Genomic DNA, 23,979 nt, shown 5'->3' on the forward strand with positions numbered 1-23,979 from the left:
ATGGTGTTGATCAAGCGGATTTCGGCAGGTCTGAGACGATCGCGGCGGAGCCGAGGTGGTCGGCGACCAGCTTGCGGAAGGCCACGGCCTCGACCGGCTTGTGCAGGAAATCGGTGACGCCGGCGGCGCGGGCTTCCTCGCGCAGACGCGGATCCGTCTCTGCCGTCACCATCACCGCCGGCACGTCGCGATAGCGGTCCATCAGACGCACGGCCTTGATGAACTGCAGCCCGGACATGCCCGGCAGCAGATGGTCGACGATCAGCATGGAAAAGTTTTCGGCATGACAGAAGGTCAGCGCAGCATTGCCATCGGACGCGACGACCATCTCTTCGTTGGTCACCTTCTTGGCCAGATGCTTGATGATCATCGCATTGGTCGGGTTGTCTTCAACGATCAATATAGTCATGCCACCACTCCTCTCCGACGCTGGTCCCTGGGACTGTTTCCGTCCCCCCGCACTCTCGGGAAGACGTTGCACGCGTTAATCTTTCATGGAGGAGTTGTATCAGGGGGAGGCTGAGATTGGCTGAAGCAAACCGATACAATTTTATCGATCGCCCATTTAATTAGAACTTAAGAATTAAAGAAGGATCGAACTGCCCAGCCACACCAGCAATTTAGCCGAAATTGAGCGTGATATCCGCCGGATGGCTGGCGCTCAGCACCAGCTGGCCGTTGGGCAGGTCGTTGCCATGCACCTTGGCATGGATCTCGTCCTGGGACAGTCCATAATGAACCCAGCGGGCGATCAGACGGCGCTCGAGTTCGTCCTGCGGCGGCGCCACCATGACGGTGAGGTCAAACAGCGAGGCGATCGGACGCCACGGCTCGCGGTCGAGAAGGACATAGTTGCCTTCGACCAGGATGATGCGATCGTCCGGTGCGATGCAGCGGGCCGCACAGATCGCCAGTTCGCGGTCGCGGTCGAAGACCGGGACGAGAACCTCACCACCGGCGCGCACGGCCTGAAGAATGTCCCGCAGACCCCGCACGTCGAAGGTGTCAGGTGCCCCTTTCCGGGGCAGGAGGCCGCGCTCGATCAGCAGACGGTTGTCGAGATGAAAGCCGTCCATGGGCAGGACGGCCGGCGCCTCGCCCGCCTGTTTCAGGCGTTCGGACAAAGCGTCGGCGAGCGTCGACTTGCCGCCGCCCGGCGGTCCGGCAATGCCGACGAGAAAGCGGGCTCTGCCGTGAGCCCGCCTGATGATCTCGTCCGCCAGTCCCTGGACGTCAAGGCTCATGCGGCAATGCCGGTATCCGGCGCCGGCCGCGCGCCTGTCATGAAGGCAACGGCGTCGGACATCGTGTAGTCCTTCGGGTTGATGACGCAGAGCCGCTTGCCCAGGCGATGGACATGGATGCGGTCGGCCACTTCGAAGACATGCGGCATGTTGTGGGAAATGAGCACGATCGGCATGCCGCGCGAGCGCACGTCGAGGATCAGTTCGAGCACCTTGCGGCTTTCCTTGACGCCGAGCGCTGCCGTCGGCTCGTCGAGGATGATCACCTTCGAACCGAAGGCTGCAGCACGGGCGACCGCCACACCCTGGCGCTGGCCGCCCGACAGCGTCTCCACCGCCTGGTTGATGTTCTGGATGGTCATCAGCCCAAGTTCGGTCAGCTTGTCGCGGGCGAACTTTTCCATCGCGGGGCGGTCGAGCTTGCGGAAGACCGAGCCCATGATGCCGGGTTTGCGGATCTCGCGGCCGAGGAACATGTTGTCGGCGATCGAGAGTGCCGGCGACAGCGCCAGGTTCTGGTAGACGGTCTCGATGCCGGCCTTGCGCGCCTCGATCGGCGAGCGGAAGTTGATCGTCCGGCCTTCGAGCTTGATCTCGCCCTCATCCGGGGTGACGGCGCCCGAGATCGCCTTGATCAGCGAAGACTTGCCGGCGCCGTTGTCGCCGATGACGGCAAGGATTTCGCCCGGATAAAGGTCGAAATCGGCCTGATCGAGGGCGGTCACACGGCCGTAACGCTTGACCAGGCCGCGCGCGGTGAGAATGGGTTCCTGGGTCATCAGCCTGCTACCTTTCTGATCCACTGGTCGATTGCAACGGCGGCGATGATGAGCACGCCCGTCAGGAGCACCTTCCATTGCGGATCGGCGCCGAGCATGTTGAGGCCCATGGAGACCACACCGACGATGAGGGCACCAAAGAGCGTGCCGAGGATCGAGCCGCGCCCGCCGAAGAGCGAGATGCCGCCGACCACGGCCGCGGTGATCGCCTGAAGATTATAGTCGGTGACCGCAGCCGAGGGCGAAATCGAACCATTACGGCCGATCGAAACCCAGGCGGCCAGTCCAGCGATGACGCCCGCCAGCGTATAGGTGCCGAGCAAGACGCGGTCGGTGCGGATACCGGCCAACTGTGCGGCCTCCGGGTCGTCGCCCACCGCATAGAGATGCCGTCCCCAGGCCGTATGATTGAGCGCGTACCAAAGCCCGAAAACCAGAACCAGCATGAAGACGACGCCGAGCGTGAACACCGCCTTGCCGACCTTGAAGCTTTCGCCAAAGACCTGGAGGAACGGTGCGATCGCCTCGACATCGGCATCGCGCAAGGTCTCATTGGCCGAATAGATGAAATTGGTGGCCATCACGATGTACCAGGTGCCCAGCGTAACGATGAAGGGCGGCAGCTTGACCTTGGCGACGAGCACGCCGTTGAGCAGGCCGCACAGGCCGCCGACGGCCAGGCCGATCATCACCGAAATGCCGGAGGGAATGCCGTAGTGGATGGCGCAATTGCCCATTACCACCGCTGAAATGACCATGACCACGCCGATCGACAGATCGATGCCGGCGGTCAGGATGACCAGCGTCTGGGCAGCACCGAGAATACCGACGACGGCAATCTGCTGGAGGATGAGGGTCAGCGTATAGCTGGAGAAGAATTTGCCGCCGATCGTCAGGCCGAAAATGATGATCGACATCACGAGAACGATCAGAGGCACAGCCGCCGGCGTTGAGTGTAGGAAGTGCTGTATCTTGCGCAGAGTGGAGCGGTCCTCGAAGGTCGCCACGCTCGTTTCACTCTGGGTCAGCACCTTCTCGAATTCCTGGGCTCCCGCCATAGAACTTACCTCCCGATGTGGTTCTTCTGCCGGGCTCCGGGCCCGGTATTCAACACGGGGCGGCCATGGGCCGCCCCGATCTTTTCATGGTCCGCCATCACGCTTTGGGGATCAACCCCAGCACTTGTCCGTGCCGTCCTTGACGCTGATCGATTCAACGCTGGCTGCCGGCTTGTCGGTGACAAGAGCAACGCCGGTGTCGAAGAAGTCCTTGCCTTCGGTCGGCTTCGGCTTTTCGCCGGTTTCGGCGAACTTCTTGATCGCTTCCACGCCGAGCGATGCCATCAGCAGCGGATACTGCTGCGAGGTGGCGCCGATCTGACCATCCGCAACGGCCTTGACGCCTGGGCAACCGCCGTCGACCGAAACGATCAGAACGTCGTTTTCCTTGCCCACGGCCTTGAGAGCCTGGTAGGCGCCAACAGCAGCCGGCTCGTTGATGGTGTGGATGACGTTGATGTCAGGATCCTTCTGGAGAAGGTTTTCCATGGCCTTGCGGCCGCCTTCCTCGTTGCCGTTGGTCACGTCGTGGCCGACGATGCGTGCATCATCTTCGTCGCCGATCTTGTTCGGGTCCTTCGGGTCGATGCCGAAGCCGATCATGAAGCCCTGGTCGCGCAGAACGTCGACGGTCGGCTGCGACGGAACGAGGTCGAGGAAGCCGATCTTGGCGTCCTTGGCCTTGTCGCCGAGGGTCGCTGCAGCCCACTGGCCGATCAGCTTGCCGGCGAGCAGGTTGTCCGTTGCGAAGGTGGCGTCGGCAGCGGTTGCCGGATCCAGCGGGGTGTCGAGCGCGATCACGAGAAGGCCGGCTTCCTGGGCCTTCTTGACCTGGTCGACGATGGCCTTGGTGTCGGACGCCGCGATCAGGATGCCCTTGGCGCCATCGGCGATGCAGGATTCGATGGCGGCAACCTGGCTGTCATGGTCGCCGTCGACCTTGCCGGCGTAGGACTTCAGGGTCACGCCGAGTTCAGCAGCCTTGGCGGTCGCGCCTTCCTTCATCTTGACGAAGAAGGGGTTGGTGTCGGTCTTGGTGATGAGGCAGGCCGAAACGTCGGCAGCCTGGACCGGAGCGGCGAAAACCACGCCCAGTGCGAGCGTCGACAGGGCAGCAGTAATCAGAGACTTTTTCATTTGGTATCCTCCCGAAAGTTGGTGGGCCAGCTCCTCCGGCCGCAACGTGTCGGCTCGGATTGCGCCTCCGCAATCCGATCGGGGTCTCTCGGCCCCACTCCTCCACGACCCCATTAAAAACATCAGAAGTTTTGGGCTGTCAATAAATAAATCCAGTTGAATTATTAAATCGCTGTGACATTCTCGCGGAGCTGCCGTAAAAGGGAGCGGTCGGGAGGAGCGGCCTTGGTGTCACAGGATGTCTACATGCAGGGGGCCGAACAGGGCCTGAGATCGAGCGCCGGCGGCGGCTCGAACCAGGTCCGTGTGCGCGCCTATAACGAACGCCTCGTGTTGTCGCTGGTGCGGCAGCATCCAGGCTGTTCGAAGGCCGACATCGCCCGCCTGACCGGGCTTTCGCCGCAAACCGTCTCCGTCATCATGCGCTCTCTGGAAAGCGACGAACTGCTGATGCGCGGCGAGCCCATTCGCGGCCGCGTCGGGCAGCCCTCCGTGCCGATGTTCATCAATCCCGAAGCGGTCTTTTCCTTCGGCGTGAAGATCGGCCGGCGCAGTGCCGACCTCGTGCTGATGGATTTCGCCGGTACCATCCGCCAGCAGAAGCACCAGACCTATCGCTATCCGCATCCCGACAACCTGTTGCCCTTCATCTGCGACGGCATCGCCGAACTTGAGGCGGGCATGGAAGTGGCGCAGAGCAGCCGCATCGCCGGCATCGGCATTGCAGCACCCTTCGAGCTGTGGAACTGGGCCGAAGAGGTGGGTGCACCGCCCGGTGCCATGGACATCTGGCGCGAAGTGGATCTGCAGGCCGCCGTCCAGGCGCGTATGGGCCATCCGGTCTATCTGCGCAACGACGCGACCAGCGCCTGCGGTGCGGAACTCGTCTTCGGCGCCGGACAGCGCTATCCCGACTTCGTGTATTTCTACATCGGCTCCTTCATCGGCGGCGGCATCGTCGTCAATGCCGCCCTCTTCGTCGGGCGCACCGGGACTGCCGGCGCGATCGGCCCCCTTCCCGTGCGCGACAAACACGGCGAGACGCGACAGCTCTTGGACATCGCCTCGATCTTCGTGCTCGAAAACCTCCTGCGCGAACGCGGCATCGACCCGCAGCCGCTCTGGTATGCAGCCGACCAGTGGATCGATTTCGGCGAACCGCTGGAAATCTGGATCCAGGACACGGCGGCCGCCCTTGCCCAGGCCGTCGTCGCCGCCTCATCGATCATCGACTTTGCCGCGGCCATCATCGATGGCGGCTTCCCGGACTGGGTGCGCAAACGCCTCGTCCAGGCCACGATCGAAGCCATGAACCGCCTCGACCTCCAGGGCGTCATGGTGCCCGACATCATCGAAGGCGAAGTGGGCGCCCAGGCCCGCGCCATCGGCGGGGCGAGCCTGCCGATCTTCGACCGCTACCTCATCGACCAAACAGTCTTGTTCAAGGAAACACACCATGCTGAAGGGAATTGATCCCCTCCTGAGCCCCGAGCTTCTCGCGACCCTGCGCGCCATGGGGCACGGCGACGAGATCGCCATCGTCGACGGCAACTATCCGGCGCTCGAACACGCCCGCCGTCTGGTGCGGCTCGACGGCCATGCGCTTGTTCCCGTTCTGAATGCGATCCTGAGCGTCATGCCGATCGACGATTTCGTTCCCGAGGCGATCTTCCGCTCGGTGGTCGGCGGCAAGCCGGACCAGGTCGATCCGGTGCATCAGGAGATCATCGACTGCTGTGCCCGCCACGAGCCGAAGGTGCCTGTCACAAAGCTGATCGGTGCGGATTTCTACAATCGGGTGAAGGCCGCGCACACCGTCGTGCAGACCGGCGAACCGCGACTTTATGCCAATGTCATCCTGCGCAAGGGCGTCATCTATCCCTGACCGGCGGCCGAGGCCCGCTCAGCCTTCCAGCGCGCGCGAGATGCGGCGGGACAGTTCGACCGGGTTCTTCAACACGATGGCCCGGCTGGTGCGTTCCACGAGTTCCTCGCGCGCCAGCCGCGACATTTCCCGCGACACGGTTTCACGGCTCGCGCCGATATGCTCGGCCAGTTCCGCATGAACGAGCGGCGGCGAGATGATGCGCTCACGGCCGCCATCATTGCGCACCCGCGACAGGCGCAGCAGCGTGTTGTAAAGCCGGTGCTTGGTATCGAGGAAGGACAGTTCCGAAAGCCGGTCGTTCATCGCGCGGATGCGCCGTGACAGCAGTTGAAGCAGGGCAAGCGCCACATCGGCGCGCTGCTTCAGGATGTCGTGGAACACGGTATAGGGAATAACCGTCACCGTCGCGTCGCTCACGGCCATCAGGCTTGCCGAGCGGGCGAGATCGTCGATTGCCGCCTGCTCCCCCAGAATGTCGCCGCGCTTGAAACTGCCGAGGATCGCTTCCTTGCCGACGGTGAAGCGCAGAACCGCGCGGATCTCGCCGGTCTGGACGATAAAGACATCCTTGGACATATCTTCGAAATCGACCAGACTTTCCCCAGCCGACAGCGTCCGCGAATGGCAACGCGACAGCCATTCACGATCTTCTTCCAGGCTCAGGCCAGAGAATACCGAGCAGCCTTTGAGTGTCATCGGCACGCCTGCAAGAGTTTGAACCATGGAACCTGTCGTTGTATGTGGCTTCATCTACTGCAGTACTTGTTGATCTTTTCGCTGACGATATCGAGAATGCACTTATCTCGGTCGATCCACCAGATAGCAAGATGGCTGCGACCAAGACCCTTACAATTCACCTAGGAAGACCGCTCGGAATTGCATCAAATGCCCGGCATCCATCACAGGTCATCCAAAGCCTCCAGCCCTAGCCGATCGAGCCCGAGGAGGGTCCCCAGACGTCGGTCAGGGCAAAGCCCCGCTGGAAGGGATCGAAGGGATCCAGCGCCACCTGATGCAGGCCGAAGGTGAAACCGCGGCCGCTGATGGTCGGGATCACGGCCGGCCGGCCGGCAACCTCGGACAGGGCGGACAGGCCGACCTCGAATTCCGAGCCGATGATCGAGCGCGACAGCATGACGTCACCCACTTTCGCCTTGCCACGCGCATGCAGCGTCGCGAGGTTGGCGGAATTGCCGGTGCCGCAGGGCGAACGATCGACGCGGCCTGGCCACATGGTGGTGCAGGTGCGGATCGCGCCATCCGGATCGACGTCACGGAACATGACATAGGCGACGCCCGAAATGGCGGGGATTTCCGGATGAACGACCGGGATCTTGCGGTTGATCTCTTCCTTCAGAATCATGCCGGCCTCGACCAGCGCGCGGGCATTGGCCTTGTCGATGGTCAGGCCGACCTGACCAACATCGAGCAGCGCATAGAAGATACCGCCATAACTCACGTCGAAGGTGATCGTGCCCCAGTGCTCCGTCTCCAGCCGCACATCCAGTTCGTGCACGAAGGACGGCACCATGGTCAGCTTCACCCGCTCGCAGCGGCCGTCGCGGCAGGTCGCCGTCGCCTTGACCAGCCCCGCCGCCGTTTCCAGCATCACGATGGTTTCCGGCTCCTGCATCTCCACCATGCCGGTCTCGAGCAAGGCGGTCGTCGCGCAGATGGAATTCGATCCGGAGCTGGCATGGGCCTGATCCGGCTGCAGGATGACGAAAGCCGCATCGGCGTCCGGATGCTTGGGCGGCAGGAGCAGATTGACCGAGCCGATCGGCGCGCCGCGCGGCTCAAGCACCAGCATGCGCCGCAATTCCTGGCCCTTCGGATCCGTGTTCAGCCAGGCCAGCTGGTCGGCCACCGTGTCACCGGGGATCTTCGGCACACCGCCGATCGCAACCCGACCGATCTCGCCCTCGGCATGGACGTCGAGAAGCTGAATCGTGCGTTTCCATCTCATCTGAATATCTCACATTGGCGGCATCGGCCCGGCCTGTTGCCTTTCCCCTGCCGATGACGCGCGACCCCGCTGCCGCATCGAAGGAAGGCCGAATCCGGACCTGAAACGATAATGTTGACAGTTAGAACACGCTTTCGTGTTCACCAAGCCCTATTGTCCGAGGAAGCGGCAAAACAAAGACGGGCGACGCATTTCTGCATCGCCCGTCGTGCAATACCATTCGCGCGGCATCGGCCCATCAGGGTGAAATCGCCGGCACTGAGTTCGTCGACATGTTCCATCAAGCGCGACGGCAACAGACTGAAAGTCTGGTGTGGACAGTGATTTCAAGGAAAAGAAAGAATGGCGCACCCGAAGAGATTCGAACTCCTGACCCCCAGATTCGTAGTCTGGTGCTCTATCCAGCTGAGCTACGGGTGCGTGCCAGCCGACTGTTCGTCGGCGTTGGCGATCCTCTAAAGCGTGACGCTTTGGAATGCAAGCGCCCTTTTTCAAAAAAGAGTCATTTTGCCGTCACTTCCCCTCAGACAACCGTCAAAGAGGCCCTCAGGCGCGGGCGCGCCAGTCGTCGAGAGCCACTGGTCTGTCGGGGATTTCGACGCGGAACAGGGTGCCGGGACCGGGTTTTTCCACAAGCGCGATCGTGCCGCCATGGGCAAGCACCAGCTCGCGGGCAATCGCCAGCCCCAGCCCCGTTCCGCCCGAGCGGGCCGAGCCGCGGAAGGCGGCAAAGAGGTTTTCGCGCGCCTTGGCCGGCATGCCGGGGCCTGTGTCGTCGATGGTGATCGCCACGACCGAGCCGGTGCGCTGGGCCGAGATCGTGATCCGGCGCGGATGATCGGGATCCTCAGGCGTGAAGCTCGCCAGAGCCTGCACGGCATTGCGGCAGATATTGTGAATGACGCGGAAGAGCTGCTCGCTGTCGCCGTCGATCTCGATGTCGGCAGCAATCAGATCGACGAATTCAATGCCCGTCTCGTGGCTCAGCTGCAGGAGGTCACGCACCTCCTGGCAGAGTTCGGCGAGGCGGAAGCGCCGCCGCTGCGGTTCGGCTTCCGAGGTCTGACCGTAGGACAGGACCTCGCTCGTATAGCCGACCGCCCGGTCGATCGCGCGCAGCAGTTTCGGCGCGAAACTCTTGACCAGGGGATCATCGACATCGACCAGCCGGTCGGACATCAGCTGGGCGGAGGCAAGGATGTTGCGCATGTCGTGGTTGATCTTCGAGACCGCCAGGCCCAGATCGACCAGCGTCTTCTGCTGGCGCAGCGTTTTCTGCAGCTGATCCTGCATGCGGGTCAGGTGACGCCCGGCCACCGCAATCTCGTCCTTGCCGTCGGTGGCCGCCAGAATGCGCTCCGGATCCTCCGGGTTCTCGGCAAAGGCCTGCATGCTGCGGGCAAGCCGGCGCACCGGCATGATCATCACCCTGTTGATGGCAAGGAACATCAAAAGGGCTGTAATCACCGAAATGATCAGCGAGACGATGAGAATGTTGTGCGCATAGCCCAGCATGGCGCGGCGAAGCGGCCGCTCCTCCATGACGATCTCGATCGTCGTGTCGGGCGAATCGGCAATCGGCCCATAGACGCGCAGCAGCCGGTCGCCGCCGAAGACCAACGTGTAAAAGGCGTCGCGAATCGATTCGATCTCGGAGTAGTCGGCGAGATCATAGGCCGCATCGACTTCCGTCGGCATTTCGGTCACCGCGAGCAGCCGGGAGGTCCCGTCCTTGCGCAACACGATCGCCTTGGTGCCGGTGGTCGCCAGCGTATCTTCCTGGACGCCGCGCGGCAGTTCGAGCGGCTGCAGGCCGTCGATGACGACGCCGGCGGCCGCCGCCGTGTTCAGCCGGTCCTGCAGCCAGCGCTGCCGCATGGTCGCCACGGACGGCGCGAAGATCAGGATTTCCGCCAGCATCACGAAGGCGATGGTCAGCCACAAGAGCTTGCCGGACAGCCCTCTGATCCGGCTCGGCATGCGGTAGCCGCCCGAGAGGTCGGACTGCATATCGCTGTCCTGCCGGTCAAACATCACGTCGAATTCCTGTCATCCCAAAGGTCGATTTCGGATCGGGGCGCGCCGCTATCTTAGTGCAGTGCGATAGACAAGGCCAAGTGGAAGATCGCCGCACACGTTAATCTTTGGTCATGAATACGAAACGGCCGCAGCATCGGATGCTGCGGCCGTCGACATCAGAACTGCCCCTTGGGGATCAGAATTCTTCCCAACTGTCGCCCTTGGGGGCCGCCGCCGCCGCCGCACGACCGGAACCGCTGACGGCGCGCGCCACGTTGCCGGCGAGCTGCCGCGCCGGCGAGGCGACCGGACGATGCTGCTGGGCCGCCACCGGGGCAGCGCGCATGCCGCGCACATCGCCGCCGAGTTTGAACTGCGCGACGATCTGGGCAAGGCCCGCCGCTTCGCCCGAGAGCTTGTGCGTGGAGGCCGAGGTCTCCTCGACCATGGCCGCATTCTGCTGGGTCACCTGGTCCATCTGGTTGATGGCGGTGTTAACCTCGGCCAGACCCGTCGACTGCTCCTTGGCCGCGGCTGCGATCGAATGGATGTGGTCGTTGATCTTCAGGACGCGGCTTTCGATTTCCGAGAGCGCGGCGCCGGTGCGCTGCACCAGCTTCACGCCGCCGGCGACTTCCTCGCCGGATTTGGTGATCAGCGTCTTGATGTCCTTGGCCGCATTGGCGGAGCGCTGGGCGAGTTCCCGCACCTCCTGGGCGACGACGGCAAACCCCTTGCCGGCTTCGCCCGCACGGGCGGCTTCCACGCCGGCATTCAGCGCCAAAAGATTGGTCTGGAAGGCAATCTCGTCGATCACGTTGATGATCTGCGAGATTTCCCGCGAGGCCTGCTCGATGCGGCCCATGGCGTTGACCGCCTCGCCAACGACGGAGGCCGACTGGGCCGCGCTGTGCTTGGCCTCGGTGACCATGTTGCTGGCTTCCTGGGCCCGCTCGCTCGACTGGCGAACGACAACGGTGATCTCGTCGAGGGCTGCCGACGTTTCTTCCAGGGCTGCGGCCTGCTGCTCGGTGCGTTTCGACAGGTCGTTGGCCGCCGAGGTCAGCTGCACCGTATTGTCGTTGATGGACTCGGTCCGGCCGCGGATGTCCGACATCGACTGCCGCAGGCTCTGGAACGACTTGTTGACGTTGGCCTGGAGCTCGGCGAAGACGCCACGGAAATTGCCATTCATCTCCTGCGACAGGTCGTTGGCGGCCAGGCTGCCGATGACGCGGTTGGTTTCCGAAACGCCCGTTTCCACGGATGCGAGAAGCTCGTTGATATTGGCGCCGAAGCGGTTGAGGTTGGCGTCTTCATAGTCCTTCTCGATGCGGCGGGAGAAATCGCCGGCTGCCGCAGAGGCGACGACGGCCGCCATGCTGCTCTGCAGGTCGTCGCTCTTGGCGCGCATCGCGCTTTCTTGGGCATTGAGGCGCTGGACGGAAAGACCATTCTCCTTGAACACCTCGACGGCAGCGGCCATTTCGCCGATTTCGTCGGGACGGCCGCTATAGGGGATTTCGGTGCCGTAATTGCCGCCGGCAATGCCGTTCATCGCTGCGGTCACGCGGCGGATCGGACGGCTCAGATGGTTGACGCCGATATGCATGCCGAGGCCGGCGCCGACGGCGACCGCCAGCAGCGTGACGCTGGAGATCAGCAGCATCATGGTGCTGCGGAACGATGCCAGGCTGTTGGTCAAGGCCGTCAATTCGGCGAGGTCGGCATCGACGACGGCGTCGATATCGGCCTGGAATGTCTTGCGGTTGGCGCGGTTCGCGTCCGTATTGCCCTGTGCATTGGCGTCCTTCGGACCGACGTCCACGCCGAGACGCGCCGTTTCCGCGCGGAAGGTGCGGAACTCCGCCGATTTCGCCGTCATGCCGTCGAAGGTCGCCTTCTGCGCCTCGGGCACCAGCGGCTTCCATTGGGCGAGCGTGGCATCCATCTTGTCCAGGCTCTTCATGATCCCTTCGGCGAAGGGTTTGGCCTTTTCGCTGTTGGGTGCCGCGTAAATGCCGCGGGCGTCCATGACGACAGCGGTCACCATGCGGTTCAGGCGCTCGCCGAGATAGGCACGCTGCGAGATCTGCAGCAAGGCTGCCGATTTGGCGCCGTATTGCACCGTCACGAACAGGCCCATGGCACCGATGACGATCGCCGCCACTCCCAAGATGCCGACCAATGAATAAACCTTGCCGCTGACCTTCACGACCCGCACTCCACTCCACGCGACACGCCTTGGCGCATCTCTCCCAATTTGCGGGAACCTTAGGAGGGAGTGTTTAAAGCTCCGTTCCACACCAGATTTGGGGTGGCGCGGCCGGCCGAAGGGTCATTCACGAGCACGATTGCGCCGCGGTCACGGCCCCGCTCAAATCCGGCTTCGCGCGATTGACTCTTCGCACCCCCGCCCGTATAAGCCGCGCACGTTCGGAAAAGGCGCCCCGGCGGCGCTTACCCGTGCGACAAAACCAAACGCTGATGCAATCTCTTGATTGCACATCCAAGAAGGGCCGCACACCGCGGTATTAAATAAATGTCGAAGCGTACTTTCCAACCTTCCAAGCTTGTTCGCAAGCGTCGCCACGGTTTCCGTGCACGCATGGCAACCAAGGGCGGCCGTCAGGTCCTCAACGCTCGCCGCTCGCGCGGTCGTGCGAAGCTTTCGGCCTAAGGCCTGAAGTGCCCGACGAGATTGACGGGCCCATGACGTCCACGGACACAAAGACATCTGTCGGCCGGCTGAAAAGCCGGCCCCAGTTTCTCGCCGTCAGAAAAGGCGAAGCGCGCAAGGGTCGACTGTTCCTCCTCGAGGTCCTCGACCGCAAGGATGACGCGCAGGCCCGGGTGGGCTACACGGTCACCAAGAAACATGGCAATGCAGTGGAACGCAACCGCATGCGGCGCAGGCTGAAAGAAGCCGTGCGGCTGAATGCGGCGTTTGCAATGAAGCCGGGACACGACTATGTCATTGTCGGCCGGCGCGAGGTGCTCGGTGCACCCTTCAGTCAGCTGTCGCAACAGCTGATCCATCGTATTGAAAACCGCCAGACGAACAACACGCGGTCGCACAAGACCGGTCCCAGGAAAGAATGATGAAGAACAACCGCAATTATTTCGTCGCGATTGCCTTATCGGTGCTGATCGTACTTGCCTGGCAGTTCTTCTACATGAACCCGCGTATCGAAGCCCAGCGCAAGGCTCAGGAAGCCCAGATCGCGCAGCAGGAGGCCGCCAAGGCCGCGGATCCCGCCGCCGCAACGACGACGCCGGCTGCTGGAACCGCCGTGAACGGCGCGCTGCCCGCCGGTGCCGCCACCGCAGGCTCGGCCGAAAGCCGTGAGGCTGCCGTCGCCAAGACCGCCCGCGTCGCCATCGACACGCAGGACCTTCAGGGCTCCATCAACCTCACCGGCGCGCGCTTCGACGACCTGAAGCTCAAGCAGTACCGGGAGACGGTGGACAAGACGAGCCCGATCGTCACGCTCTTCAATCCGGCCGAGACCAAGGACGCCTATTTCACCGAGCTTGGCTTCATCGCCGGCGAAAACGCCGGTCAGGTTCCCGGCCCGAACACGGTCTGGACCGCGCCCGCAGGCGCGACGCTGACCGAAGCGACCCCGGTCACGCTCACCTATACCAATGATGCCGGCCTCACCTTCACCCGCAAGATCTCCGTCGACGAACATTACATGTTCACTGTCGAGGACACGATCGCCAATGGTGGCACGACGTCCGCCAGCATCGCGCCTTATGGCCGCATCACCCGCTACAACAAGCCGGCAACGCCTTCGATCTTCGTTCTGCATGAAGGTTTCCTCGGTGTGCTCGGCACGGAAGGCAGCCTGGTTCAGGACAAGTATTCCGCCATCGAGAAGGAAGCCGTCGTCAATCCGAAGGCAACCGGCGGCTGGCTCGGCATCACCGACAAATACTGGGCCTCGTCGATCATTCCGGCCCAGACGCTGCCGTTCGAATCGCGCTTCTCGCACTTCACCGACGGCCAGCCGCGCTTCCAGGCCGACTTCAAGGCCGACGCCGTCAGCATTCCGGCCGGCCAGAACACCTCGCTGAAGACGCTGGTCTTTGCCGGCGCCAAGCAGGTTCCGGTCATCGATGCCTATGAAGCCAACCTGAACATCCCGAAGTTCGACCTGATGATCGACTGGGGCTGGTTCTATTTCTTCACCAAGCCGATGTTCAAGATGATGGACTATTTCTATCATCTCGTGGGCAATTTCGGCGTGGCGATCCTGCTCACCACCATCGTCGTCAAGCTCCTGTTCTTCCCGCTGGCCAGCAAGCAGTATGCCTCCATGGCCAACATGAAGCGCGTGCAGCCGAAGCTCGAAGAGCTGAAGGCCAAGTATGCCGACGACCGCATGGGCCTGCAGCAGGCGATGATGGCGCTCTACAAGGAAGAAAAGATCAACCCGGTTGCCGGCTGCTGGCCGGTGCTCCTGCAGATCCCGGTCTTCTTTGCGCTCTACAAGGTCATCTACGTCACCATCGAAATGCGCCACGCGCCGTTCTTCGGCTGGATCCAGGACCTGTCGGCGCCCGATCCGACGAGCTTCGTCAACCTGTTCGGCCTGCTTCCCTTCGAAGCCCCGACCTTCCTGCATCTCGGCGTCTGGCCGATCATCATGGGTGTCACCATGTGGGTGCAGATGCGCATGAACCCGACGCCTCCGGATCCGACCCAGGCGATGCTGTTCAACTGGATGCCTGTGATCTTCACCTTCATGCTCGGCACATTCCCGGCCGGTCTCGTCATCTACTGGGCCTGGAACAACACGCTCTCGGTCCTGCAGCAGTCGATCATCATGAAGCGCCACGGCGTCGACATCGAACTGTTCAAGAACATCGGCAAGGTCTTCCGGCGAAAACCCGCCGAAACCAAATGATCCTTGAAAGCCCCGGTCCTGCCGGGGCTTTCTCGTTGCCGCAGAGTTCAGAGATGTCATGACGCAGTCCGCCTCCCTTCCCCCCGCCCGTTCGCTCGCCGGTATCGCCCTGGTCCTGGGGTCCGCGATTGCCTGGAGTTATGGCGGCGCGATCCAGCGTTTCATCGGCGTGGCCGACGGCTGGACGATCGTCTTCTGGCGCTGCCTCTTCGCCGGCCTCTTCCTTGCCGTCTTCATGCTGCTGCGCGACGGGCCAAAGGGCACCATTCGTCTGTTTCGCGCGCTCGGCTGGCCCGGCCTCTCCATCGCCGTCGGCTTCGCCCTGGTCTCGACCTTCTTCGTGCTCGCTGTGTCGATGACGCCCGTTGCCAATGTCGTCCTGTTCATGGCCTCGATCCCGCTGTTTGCCGCCCTGCTCGCGCGCATCGTGCTTAGCGAGCCGATCACGCCGATCACCTGGGGCGCGATCTTTGCCGTCATTCTCGGAGTCGGCATCATGGTCTCGGCCTCGATCGGCGAAGGCGGTTCTATCCTCGGGCTGACGCTTGCCGCCAGCATCCCGGCGATCTTCGCCTGCATGACGGTCATCACGCGTCGCTATCCCGGCATCCGCATGACGCCGGCTGCCTGTGGCGGCTCCTTCATCGCGTCCGCGATCGCCGCCACCCAGGCCAGCGCCCTTGTCGTCGGCGGCCATGATCTCGCCCTGCTCTTCTGCTTCGGCGCCCTCAATCTTGGCCTCGGCATGGCGCTCTATGTCACCGGCGCGCGCATGATCCCGTCCGCACTCGCCGCCCTCCTCGGCACGGCCGAAATGATCCTCGCGCCCGTCTGGATGGTCCTCCTGCACAACGAGATCCCCTCGGGCCGGACGATCCTGGGCGGTGCAATCGTGATGGCCGCGCTCTTCACCTATCTCGTCAGCCACACGCGCCCCCCGAGAGACAGCGCAAACAGCGCGCCGGCTTGACTTTGCCGCGCAAAACCCTGAATTGACCGGTTCACGAGAGGCCTCAGCGATGCGCGACCCCAATCAGAGAAGTGACTATCCCCTGTTCGTCCGCCCGTGGATCTTCATCCGCGGCGTGCCGTCGATGGAGTTCCTGCCGCCGGAAGGTCCGCTCGAAGTCGCCTTTGCCGGTCGCTCGAATGTCGGCAAGTCGTCGCTGATCAATGCGCTGGTCGGCCAGGCCGGGCTTGCCCGCACGTCGAACACGCCGGGCCGCACGCAGGAACTCAATTATTTCGTGCCCGACGGCTTTTCCGGCCAGGCCGGCGACCTGCCGCCGATGGCGCTCGTCGACATGCCCGGCTACGGCTATGCCAAGGCGCCGAAGGAACAGGTCGATGCCTGGACCAAGCTGGTCTTCGATTACTTGAGGGGTCGGGCGACGCTGAAGCGCGTCTATGTGCTGATCGACAGCCGCCACGGCATCAAGAAGAACGATGACGAAGTGCTGACGCTGCTCGACAAGGCCGCCGTCTCCTACCAGATCGTGCTCACCAAGACCGACAAGATCAAGGAAGCCGGTGTGCCCAGGCTGATCGCCGAGACGCTGGAGAAGATCAAGAAACACCCGGCCGCCTTCCCGGAAGTGCTCGCGACCTCGTCTGAAAAAGCAGACGGCCTCGAGCAATTGCGGGGCGCAATCACCGAGGCCGTCAAACAGGGCCTTTGACGATCAGGCACCTGTTTTGGAACAGGGGGCTGAACAGCCCCCTATCCCCCGATCTTACATCTTCGGCAGGATCACCGCGTCGACGACGTGGATGACGCCGTTCGACTGCTTGACGTCGGCGATGGTGACGGTCGAGACGCCGCCGTTCTCGTCGGTCAGCGTCACCTTGCCGTCAGCAGCCTTTGCCTTCAGCACGCAACCGCCGACGGTCTTGACGTCGTGCTCGCCGCCGTCATCGGCGATCATCTTGACCAGGGCTTCGGCCATCACGGCCTTGCCGACCACGTGGCAGGTCAGAACCTTGGTGAGCTGGTCCTTGTTCTCAGGCTTCAGCAGATTGTCGACAGTGCCGGCCGGCAGCTTGGCGAAAGCTTCGTTGGTCGGGGCAAAGACGGTGAAGGGGCCAGCGCCCTGGAGCGTCTCGACGAGGCCGGCAGCCTTGACGGCGGCGACGAGCGTCGTGTGATCCTTCGAGTTCATGGCATTTTCGACGATGTTCTTGCTGTCGAGCATTTCAGCGCCGCCGACCATCGGATTGGCGGCAAAGACGGTTGCGGTGCCGGCAAGAAGGGCGGCGGTGAGTGCGAGCGGGCGAAGGGCGATCTTGAACATTACGGTTTCCTCTGTCCTTGGTGTTCTTGAACGCGTCCTGACGGTTCGGGCCATCGGACGCCTGAGTGGGATCCCTCTATCGGGGACATCACAAAGGACGGACCGCTTCGAACAGAAGTTTCAAAAACGGCGAGAATTTTCTCGCCGCTCTTTCATCTTCTTGATTTCATTGAAAACTTTCAACCAATCAGGGATGAACAGGGCCAACGGCCAGTACCGGGCCCGTCGCCTTGCCCGTCGGCGAACCACCGAACGGCTCGAGACTGACGGCGAGCACCACGCCTTCCGCCAGACGGCCACGCAGCGCGTCCGGCACGGCAATCTCGCCCTGCCCCGTCTGCGGCAGCACGCCGAGCGAGACGGGCGGCTGTTCGCCTTCGACCAGCCAGAGCTCCAGCGATTTCTGCTCGGCCCCACCGGCTGCCACCGGCGTCACCGCCAGCTGGCCCGAACGGGCGTCGTAGCTGGCGACCAGCGCAATATCGCTCTTCTCACCCGACAGCTCCGCCGTCAGCCGAGTGGCCACCGGCTGCGGCCGCAAGGCCGGCGCCCATTGCAGGCCGGCGACAAGCGCCAGGCCGCCGAGCGAGGCAAAACTCAGTCCGCGCCAGAGCCAGAGTGCATTCCACAGCCCACGCGGGGCCGCAGCCTCCGCCATCGCAGGAAACAGCCGCTGCTCGATCTTGCCGAACAGCTGATCCGGAACCGGAACCTCGGCGTAATCCTCGTTGAACTGGAGAAGATTGGCCTCCCAGCGGCGCACGACCTCGGCAAACTGGCGGTCATGGCGCAGACGCGCCTCCACCTCGGCGCGTTCAGGCACGCCGAGAACGCCGAGGACATATTCCCCGGCGAGGACCTCGTCCCGCGATCTGTCACCCTTGCTCTGGTCGGGCGTGCTCATCCATGCATTCTCTCAGTTTCAAAAGGCTGCGTCGCAGCCATGTGCGCATCGTGTTCAGCGGAACGGCATAGGTTTCAGCCAGCTCCTGGTAGGACAGTCCTTCGACATAAGCCTGCCTGACAGCGCGCGCCCGGTCAGGATCCAATGCCTCCATGCATGTGTCAATGCGTGCGCCTTCAGAGCGCAGCATCGCCGTCTGTTCGGGGTCTGGCCCAAGATCGGCCAGATCTTCCGCTGCGTCCAGATCCTCGCCTTGCGGACGCCGTGCCCGCAAGCGGTCGATGCAGCGGTAGCGCGTGATGGCACACAGCCATCCATAGGCATTGAGGCCATCGCCCGTATAGCTGCCGGCCTTGTCCCAGATCCGGACGAAAACGTCCTGCAATGCCTCTTCGGCATCGCCCCTGTCCTTCAACATACGAAGGCAGATGGCAAAAAGTTTCGGCGAAAGCTTCTGATAGATGCGCGAAAACGCCGCACGGTCGCGAAGGGCCACCCGGGCCAGCAGCTCGCCGATCTCGTCGCGTTCCATGATGCCCCCGTGCTCCAACCGCTGCTAATGTAGGGCAGCCGTTTCTTTCTGCAATGCGAGGGGATGAAGATGCATGTCATCTGCCGCTTATATTGCGAGGCGATTATTCCATCGCGGCGCCACTTGCGCTAAAAGGCCGCGATCCAATGCGAGGTTTTCCATGTCAGCTCCCGAAAGCGAAATCCAGGCCCGCCTTCTCGTCCAGGCGCTGCCCTTCATGCAGCGCTATGAGAACAAGACCATCGTGGTCAAATATGGCGGCCATGCCATGGGCAATCCCGAGCTTGGCAAGGCCTTTGCCGCCGATATCGCGCTTTTGAAGCAGTCCGGCGTCAACCCGATCGTCGTGCATGGCGGCGGCCCGCAGATCGGCGCCATGCTCGCCAAGATGGGCATCGAATCACGCTTCGAAAACGGGTTGCGCGTCACCGACCAGAAGACGGTCGAGATCGTCGAAATGGTGCTCGCCGGCTCGATCAACAAGGAAATCGTCGCGCTGATCAACCAGACCGGCGAATGGGCGATCGGGCTCTGCGGCAAGGACGGCAACATGGTCTTTGCCGAAAAGGCGCAGAAGAAGGTCCGCGATCCCGACAGCCATATCGAGCGCGTGCTCGATCTCGGCTTTGTCGGCGAAGTGGTCGAGGTCGACCGGACGCTTCTCGACCTGCTCGCCCGCTCGGAAATGATCCCGGTCATCGCGCCTGTCGCCCCCGGCCGCGACGGCGCCACCTACAATATCAATGCCGATACCTTCGCCGGCGCCATTGCCGGCGCGCTCAACGCCTCGCGTCTGCTCTTCCTCACCGACGTGCCCGGCGTGCTCGACAAAAACGGCAACCTGATCAAGGAATTGTCGGTCGCGGAAGCGCATGCGCTGATCAAGGACGGCACGATATCAGGCGGCATGATCCCGAAGGTCGAGACCTGCATCGAGGCAATCCAGGCCGGCGTGCAGGGCGTGGTCATCCTCAACGGCAAGACCGCCCATTCGGTCCTGCTCGAACTCTTCACCGAAACCGGTGCCGGAACGCTTCTCGTGCCCTGAGGCACAAAATCCCCTTCCGGTCACTCGACCGGCAGGGGCCTTTCCTGCACGGCCGGTCCCGCATGGGCGCGCATCATCAGCACGGCGACCAGCACCAGCGCATAGCCGCCGAAATTGTAGAACAGCCCGGTCGCCAGCGCATGGATATAGGCCGCATGGTTGGCCATGCCGGCAGCGACATTCGTTGAAAGATCGGCAAAGAAGATCTGGCTGACGATGGCAATGCCAAGCGCGCTTCCCACCTGCTGGATCGCCTGCAGCGCGCCGGAGCCCGAACCCGCATCATGCGGCGGCACGCCCGCCAGCACCAGCTGGAACATCGGCGCAATCGCGATCCCCATGCCGAGCCCACTCAAGAGCAGCCAAGGCAGCAGCGCCACGCGATCCGCCACATCGCCGAAGCCCAGGACCTGATAGCGCAGCGCCGCCATGCCGACGATGACCATCAACACGCCTGTGATCACGCGCAGCCGCGGCGTGATGTTGCCGAGCCGCCCCGAGATCAGCGAGGCGACGAAGATGCCGGAGGAGAACGGCACCGTGGTGAGGCCCGATTGCAGCGGCGTGAAGCCAAAACCCTGCTGCAGGAACATCGCAAAGGTCAGGAAGAAACCCGGCAGCGTCGAGAAGAAGGTCGCCGTCATCAGCGTGCCGATGACATAGTTGCGATTGGTCATCAGATTGAGCGGCAGCAGCTCCGGCCCGTTTGTCCGATGCTGGCGGCGTTCCCACAGGGCAAAGGCGATGGCGAACGGCACGGACAGCGCCAGCATCAGGAAACACCAGGCCGGCCAGCCGAAGCCGCGCCCCTCGATCAGCGGGAAGATGACGCAGAAGATCGCGAAGGCCGCAAGCACGATGCCGACCAGATCGTTCTTCAACCCAGGGCGCACGGGCAGCGCCGGGATGAGGCGCCAGCCGAGCAGGATGGTGACCAGGCCGACCGGAATGTTGATGAGAAAGATCGGCCGCCAGCCGAGGCCGAAGAGATCCAGGCTGATCAGCCAGCCGCCGAGCAGCGGCCCGGACACCGAGGCGAGACCGGCGCTGAGGCCAAACAGCGAAAAGGCAGCGGCCCGCTCCTTCGGCGGAAACATCATCTGGGCAATCGCCAGCACCTGCGGCGTCATGACGGCCGCACCCGCCCCCTGCAGCAGGCGCGCTGCAATCAGGCTGTCGATGCCGGGCGCCAGGCCGCAGAGCAACGAGGCAAAGGTAAACGCACCAACGCCAACCAGAAACACGCGCTTCTTGCCGCGCACATCCCCCAGCCGGCCAAAGGGCAAGAGCCCCAATGCAAAGACCAGCACATATCCCGCCACGACCCATTCGATCTCACTCGACGTCGCCCCCAGGCCCGACTGCAGGCTCGGCAGCGCCACATTGACGATGGTGACATCCAGCAGGTTCATGAAATTCGCCAGCATCATCACGGCGAGCGCCGTCCAGCGCTTCGGATAGGCCTGCGCGGATCCGGCAGCGCCGGGCTTGTCTGATGGGCTCATGGGATCTCCGGCGGTTCTGCGCATTGCGTATCCTGGATGTACCGCGCGGTGGCAAAAGCGCAAATGTTTTTGCCGGCCTCTCCGCAGCTGCCCCTCATCCGCCCCTTCGGGGCACCTTCTCCCCGCCTGCGGGGAGAGGGTAGGGTGAGGGGCAAAGGGCCAGGTACTCGACGCCAGCGGCGCGCCACCTCCACCCATGCGGGGGAGGACGGAAATCGAAGGCTTAGGCGAGCGCAAGCCGCCTAAACTTCAGATTTTCCAGGAGAGGGGCACAGTTCCGTGGGCGCCGACATCACCGACCCCCTCTCTTGCGAAATCTCAAGCTTTGGCCCTGATCGGGCCAATTCCTCTCACAGCCTTCGCGCGTCGTCGCGCTCAGGCCTCCGTTCGCTGAAATCGATTCACTGGATCGATTTCTGGCCTTCGGCCGCCGCTCCGAAGTCTCCCCCCGCAAGGGGGGGGCATGGAGCCCGAGATTGGCTTGTGTCTAGATCCTCGGGTCAAGCCCGAGGATGACGACCTCTCGGGGGGATAGGGGTATCCTCCGCAGACGTTATCCGCAGACGTATCCGGTGAAGACAGCAGCGGAGGATACCAGTCACTCCCCCACACTCCGTCATCCTCGGGCTTGACCCGAGGATCCAAACACAAGCCTTCCGAGGCCAGACGGTCATGACAGACAGCCCCACTTCCCAAAAAAGGGGGATGAATTCCGAACATTTCCCAACAAAATCAAACCCCGACACATTTTTTCATCCCCCACCCTTTTTCCTTTCGTAGAATCATCGCTGTCCCGCCCTCGGATACACCTGACGATGCGATGTCAGGCGAGGCGGGGCCGGCGCCGGGGTGGCGTGCTGTCGCAGGCACAGACCCCCGGCCCGCTGCAACGGTCTCCCTCCGGACGAAGGGCTTGACGAGGGTGATGGGGTCGGATGCCCCAAAGCCTGGATACCCTGATCGGAAGGACGTGCCTCAGAGGCACACAGACAAGGCGCCCGCGCTGTCGCGAACACCCAGACAGCGGGGCGAAACAAACGGCGGGGATGGACGCCAGGCCGCAAATGGCCAGACGATCATCCCCCGGGCGAGGGTCCCGGTCGGATTGGTGCACCATCCGGCGGGAACCTCCCGGGCCACCGGCCAGGCTGAAGCGGCATATTGCGTGCCGCCGCAGCCGGACCCGCGCCCGGTCATTCCTCGGTCCTCGGGTCAAGCCCGAGGATGACGAGGACCGTCGCCGCCTTGTCAGAGGGACGCATGCAGCGGGAATAGACGTCGAACGAGGCGCCGGAAGGAGCCACATACATTACTTAGACAGGTTGCTTCTGGCGCCTCGTCCGAGACAAGCATGGCCATCCCCGGAGGGAGTTGATCCCGACCGGCGGCGAAGCTTGGGTTTTTTGACAGTGATACATCACCCCTCACCCTGAGGTGCCCGACACCGTCGGGCCTCGAAGGACGAGGCCACCCCGCCACCCCTCATGCTGAGGTGCCGGGCAACGCCCGGCCTCGAAGCACGAGGCCACCGATACAGCAACCAAGAGGGATGCTTCGAGGCCCTCGCCATGCGAGGGCACCTCAGCATGAGGGGGCCGAGACACAAGCGCGGAGCCCCTCTCCCCCCTTGCGGGGGAGAGGGGAGATGGCGTCTCACACCAACACCAGCAACAACACCCCAAGCACGATCAACCCACATCCCGCCACCTCCAGCCGGTTGATCCGCTCCTTGAAAAACAGGACCGACGAGGCAAAGGTGAAGAGCATCTCTACCTGGGCCAGCGCCTTGACCACCGCCACCTGCTGCAGGGTCATGGCGATGAACCAGCCGAAGGAGGCCGTCGCGCCGACGAAGCCGACGAGCGCGCTGATCGTCCAGGCGGCGCGGATGCGGGAAAGCTCCGCCCGGTCTCGCCACAGCATCCAGGCGAGCATCGAGACGGTTTGCACAACGATGACCACGCAGAGCGTATAGCCCGCCTGCATTACCGCATCGGGCGCCGGAAGGGTCGGCGCCAGCGACAGGGACGCCGCCCGATAGGCGGTGCCGGAGAGGCCGAAGAAGAAGCCGGAGGCGAGGCCGATGAGCGCCGTGCGGCTCACGACCGAGGTCACCAGAGCGGAGGGCGTCAGCGTGGTGCGGGCCACCGAAATCAGCATGACCCCGGCAATCGAGACGAGGATCGCGGCAAAGGTGCCGGCGGTCACTGTCTCACCGAAGAAGATCAGCGCAATCAGCGCTGCCTGGGCCGGCTCGGTGCGGGAATAGGCGGTGCCGACGGCGAAGTTGCGGAAGGAGAAGAGATGCACCAGCAGAAAGGTCGCGGCGATCTGGGCGAGCGCACCGATGACCGCCCAGCCGGCAAAGACCAGGCCCGGCACCGGCAAGGGCCGGCCGAAACCCAGATGCAGGATCGCGAGATAGAGGAAGGCGAAGGGCAGGCCGAAGCCGAAGCGCACAAAGGTGGCCCCTGTCGTGCCCATGCGGCTTTTGAGATGTTTCTGCAGGGCGGAGCGCATATTTTGCAGGAAGGCGCTGCCGATGGTGATGATGGCCCAGAATTCCATGGGGGATCGATCCGGAAAGATGTGCGGGCGTCATGGACGCCGCGACGACGACGAAAGCTTTGGGTGGAAATGGCCCCGACGAGGCCCGGATCAGGCCGAGCGGTGGCGGATCGTGCCGGAGGCGATG

The 23,979-nt window shown here is 63.2% G+C and carries 22 protein-coding genes and 1 tRNA gene; 8 read left to right on the forward strand and 15 right to left on the reverse strand.

Annotated elements, in window-relative coordinates; all coding sequences use genetic code 11:
• Nucleotides 1–10 precede the first annotated feature (10 nt).
• The 5 genes from DMY87_RS05015 to DMY87_RS05035 form a co-directional block, all read right to left on the reverse strand.
• Complete coding sequence (locus tag DMY87_RS05015) at nt 11–409, reverse strand: response regulator (protein WP_110790137.1); 399 nt, start codon at nt 407–409, stop codon at nt 11–13.
• Nucleotides 410–620: 211 nt separating this feature from the next.
• On the reverse strand, nt 621–1,244 hold the full coding sequence (locus DMY87_RS05020) for a nucleoside triphosphate hydrolase (RefSeq protein ID WP_110790138.1): 624 nt from the start codon (nt 1,242–1,244) through the stop codon (nt 621–623).
• Nucleotides 1,241–2,023 carry an ATP-binding cassette domain-containing protein gene (locus DMY87_RS05025; protein ID WP_110790139.1) on the reverse strand — a complete coding sequence of 261 codons (783 nt, stop codon included), beginning with the start codon at nt 2,021–2,023 and terminating at the stop codon, nt 1,241–1,243. Before DMY87_RS05025 ends, DMY87_RS05020 begins: the two co-directional genes overlap by 4 nt.
• On the reverse strand, nt 2,023–3,081 hold the full coding sequence (locus DMY87_RS05030; protein ID WP_110790140.1) for an ABC transporter permease: 1,059 nt from the start codon (nt 3,079–3,081) through the stop codon (nt 2,023–2,025). The genes DMY87_RS05025 and DMY87_RS05030 overlap by 1 nt, the downstream gene beginning before the upstream one ends.
• A 111-nt stretch (nt 3,082–3,192) precedes the next feature.
• On the reverse strand, nt 3,193–4,218 hold the full coding sequence (locus DMY87_RS05035) for a sugar ABC transporter substrate-binding protein (protein ID WP_110790141.1): 1,026 nt from the start codon (nt 4,216–4,218) through the stop codon (nt 3,193–3,195).
• A 246-nt stretch (nt 4,219–4,464) separates the two neighbouring features.
• Between DMY87_RS05035 and DMY87_RS05040 the strand changes: the two genes are divergently transcribed.
• Complete coding sequence (locus tag DMY87_RS05040) at nt 4,465–5,691, forward strand: ROK family transcriptional regulator (protein ID WP_110790142.1); 1,227 nt, start codon at nt 4,465–4,467, stop codon at nt 5,689–5,691.
• A complete protein-coding gene (locus DMY87_RS05045; RefSeq protein WP_110790385.1) occupies nt 5,675–6,103 on the forward strand; it encodes an RbsD/FucU family protein in 429 nt (142 codons plus the stop codon). The genes DMY87_RS05040 and DMY87_RS05045 overlap by 17 nt, the downstream gene beginning before the upstream one ends.
• A gap of 18 nt (nt 6,104–6,121) precedes the next feature.
• Here the strand turns inward: DMY87_RS05045 and DMY87_RS05050 are convergent, their stop codons facing one another.
• From DMY87_RS05050 to DMY87_RS05070, 5 genes are all read right to left on the reverse strand, one after another.
• Nucleotides 6,122–6,829, reverse strand: coding sequence for a Crp/Fnr family transcriptional regulator (locus DMY87_RS05050; RefSeq protein WP_245408820.1), 708 nt, complete (start codon nt 6,827–6,829; stop codon nt 6,122–6,124).
• A gap of 202 nt (nt 6,830–7,031) precedes the next feature.
• Nucleotides 7,032–8,072, reverse strand: coding sequence for a 4-hydroxyproline epimerase (locus DMY87_RS05055; RefSeq protein ID WP_110790144.1), 1,041 nt, complete (start codon nt 8,070–8,072; stop codon nt 7,032–7,034).
• 343 nt (nt 8,073–8,415) lie between these two features.
• Nucleotides 8,416–8,492 (reverse strand) — tRNA-Arg (locus DMY87_RS05060).
• Between the two features lie 126 nt (nt 8,493–8,618).
• Nucleotides 8,619–10,082, reverse strand: coding sequence for a HAMP domain-containing sensor histidine kinase (locus tag DMY87_RS05065; protein WP_245408834.1), 1,464 nt, complete (start codon nt 10,080–10,082; stop codon nt 8,619–8,621).
• A gap of 205 nt (nt 10,083–10,287) precedes the next feature.
• On the reverse strand, nt 10,288–12,306 hold the full coding sequence (locus tag DMY87_RS05070) for a methyl-accepting chemotaxis protein (RefSeq protein WP_110790386.1): 2,019 nt from the start codon (nt 12,304–12,306) through the stop codon (nt 10,288–10,290).
• A gap of 327 nt (nt 12,307–12,633) precedes the next feature.
• Between DMY87_RS05070 and rpmH the strand changes: the two genes are divergently transcribed.
• From rpmH to yihA, 5 genes are read left to right on the forward strand one after another with little or no spacing between them, the layout of a single operon-like run.
• Nucleotides 12,634–12,771, forward strand: a complete 138-nt coding sequence (rpmH, locus tag DMY87_RS05075) for a 50S ribosomal protein L34 (RefSeq protein WP_062611277.1) — start codon at nt 12,634–12,636, stop codon at nt 12,769–12,771.
• Nucleotides 12,772–12,791: 20 nt separating this feature from the next.
• Entirely contained in the window at nt 12,792–13,193 is a 402-nt protein-coding gene (gene rnpA / locus DMY87_RS05080) for a ribonuclease P protein component (protein WP_165826160.1), read from the forward strand.
• Complete coding sequence (gene yidC / locus DMY87_RS05085) at nt 13,193–15,004, forward strand: membrane protein insertase YidC (RefSeq protein WP_110790147.1); 1,812 nt, start codon at nt 13,193–13,195, stop codon at nt 15,002–15,004. The genes rnpA and yidC overlap by 1 nt, the downstream gene beginning before the upstream one ends.
• 58 nt (nt 15,005–15,062) lie before the next feature.
• On the forward strand, nt 15,063–15,974 hold the full coding sequence (locus DMY87_RS05090) for a DMT family transporter (RefSeq protein WP_110790148.1): 912 nt from the start codon (nt 15,063–15,065) through the stop codon (nt 15,972–15,974).
• Nucleotides 15,975–16,023: 49 nt separating this feature from the next.
• A complete protein-coding gene (yihA, locus tag DMY87_RS05095) occupies nt 16,024–16,683 on the forward strand; it encodes a ribosome biogenesis GTP-binding protein YihA/YsxC (RefSeq protein ID WP_110790149.1) in 660 nt (219 codons plus the stop codon).
• A gap of 54 nt (nt 16,684–16,737) precedes the next feature.
• Here the strand turns inward: yihA and DMY87_RS05100 are convergent, their stop codons facing one another.
• From DMY87_RS05100 to DMY87_RS05110, 3 genes are all read right to left on the reverse strand, one after another.
• The gene (locus DMY87_RS05100) at nt 16,738–17,295 is read right to left on the reverse strand and encodes a fasciclin domain-containing protein (RefSeq protein WP_110790150.1); all 558 of its coding nucleotides are present in this window, start codon (nt 17,293–17,295) and stop codon (nt 16,738–16,740) included.
• A 187-nt stretch (nt 17,296–17,482) separates the two neighbouring features.
• On the reverse strand, nt 17,483–18,199 hold the full coding sequence (locus tag DMY87_RS05105) for an anti-sigma factor (RefSeq protein ID WP_110790151.1): 717 nt from the start codon (nt 18,197–18,199) through the stop codon (nt 17,483–17,485).
• Nucleotides 18,171–18,731, reverse strand: coding sequence for a sigma-70 family RNA polymerase sigma factor (locus DMY87_RS05110; RefSeq protein WP_110790152.1), 561 nt, complete (start codon nt 18,729–18,731; stop codon nt 18,171–18,173). Before DMY87_RS05110 ends, DMY87_RS05105 begins: the two co-directional genes overlap by 29 nt.
• A 160-nt stretch (nt 18,732–18,891) precedes the next feature.
• Between DMY87_RS05110 and argB the strand changes: the two genes are divergently transcribed.
• Complete coding sequence (gene argB / locus DMY87_RS05115) at nt 18,892–19,779, forward strand: acetylglutamate kinase (RefSeq protein WP_110790153.1); 888 nt, start codon at nt 18,892–18,894, stop codon at nt 19,777–19,779.
• A 20-nt stretch (nt 19,780–19,799) separates the two neighbouring features.
• Here argB and DMY87_RS05120 read toward each other — a convergent pair whose 3' ends face one another.
• Together DMY87_RS05120 and DMY87_RS05125 are read right to left on the reverse strand one after the other, a co-directional pair.
• Nucleotides 19,800–21,284, reverse strand: coding sequence for a DHA2 family efflux MFS transporter permease subunit (locus DMY87_RS05120; protein WP_110790154.1), 1,485 nt, complete (start codon nt 21,282–21,284; stop codon nt 19,800–19,802).
• A gap of 1,653 nt (nt 21,285–22,937) precedes the next feature.
• The gene (locus DMY87_RS05125) at nt 22,938–23,852 is read right to left on the reverse strand and encodes an EamA family transporter (protein ID WP_110790155.1); all 915 of its coding nucleotides are present in this window, start codon (nt 23,850–23,852) and stop codon (nt 22,938–22,940) included.
• Between the last annotated feature and the right edge of the window lie 127 nt (nt 23,853–23,979).

It is taken from the genome of Peteryoungia wuzhouensis (assembly GCF_003205195.1).
In the GTDB taxonomy this organism is placed as follows: Bacteria; Pseudomonadota; Alphaproteobacteria; order Rhizobiales; family Rhizobiaceae; genus Allorhizobium; species Allorhizobium wuzhouense.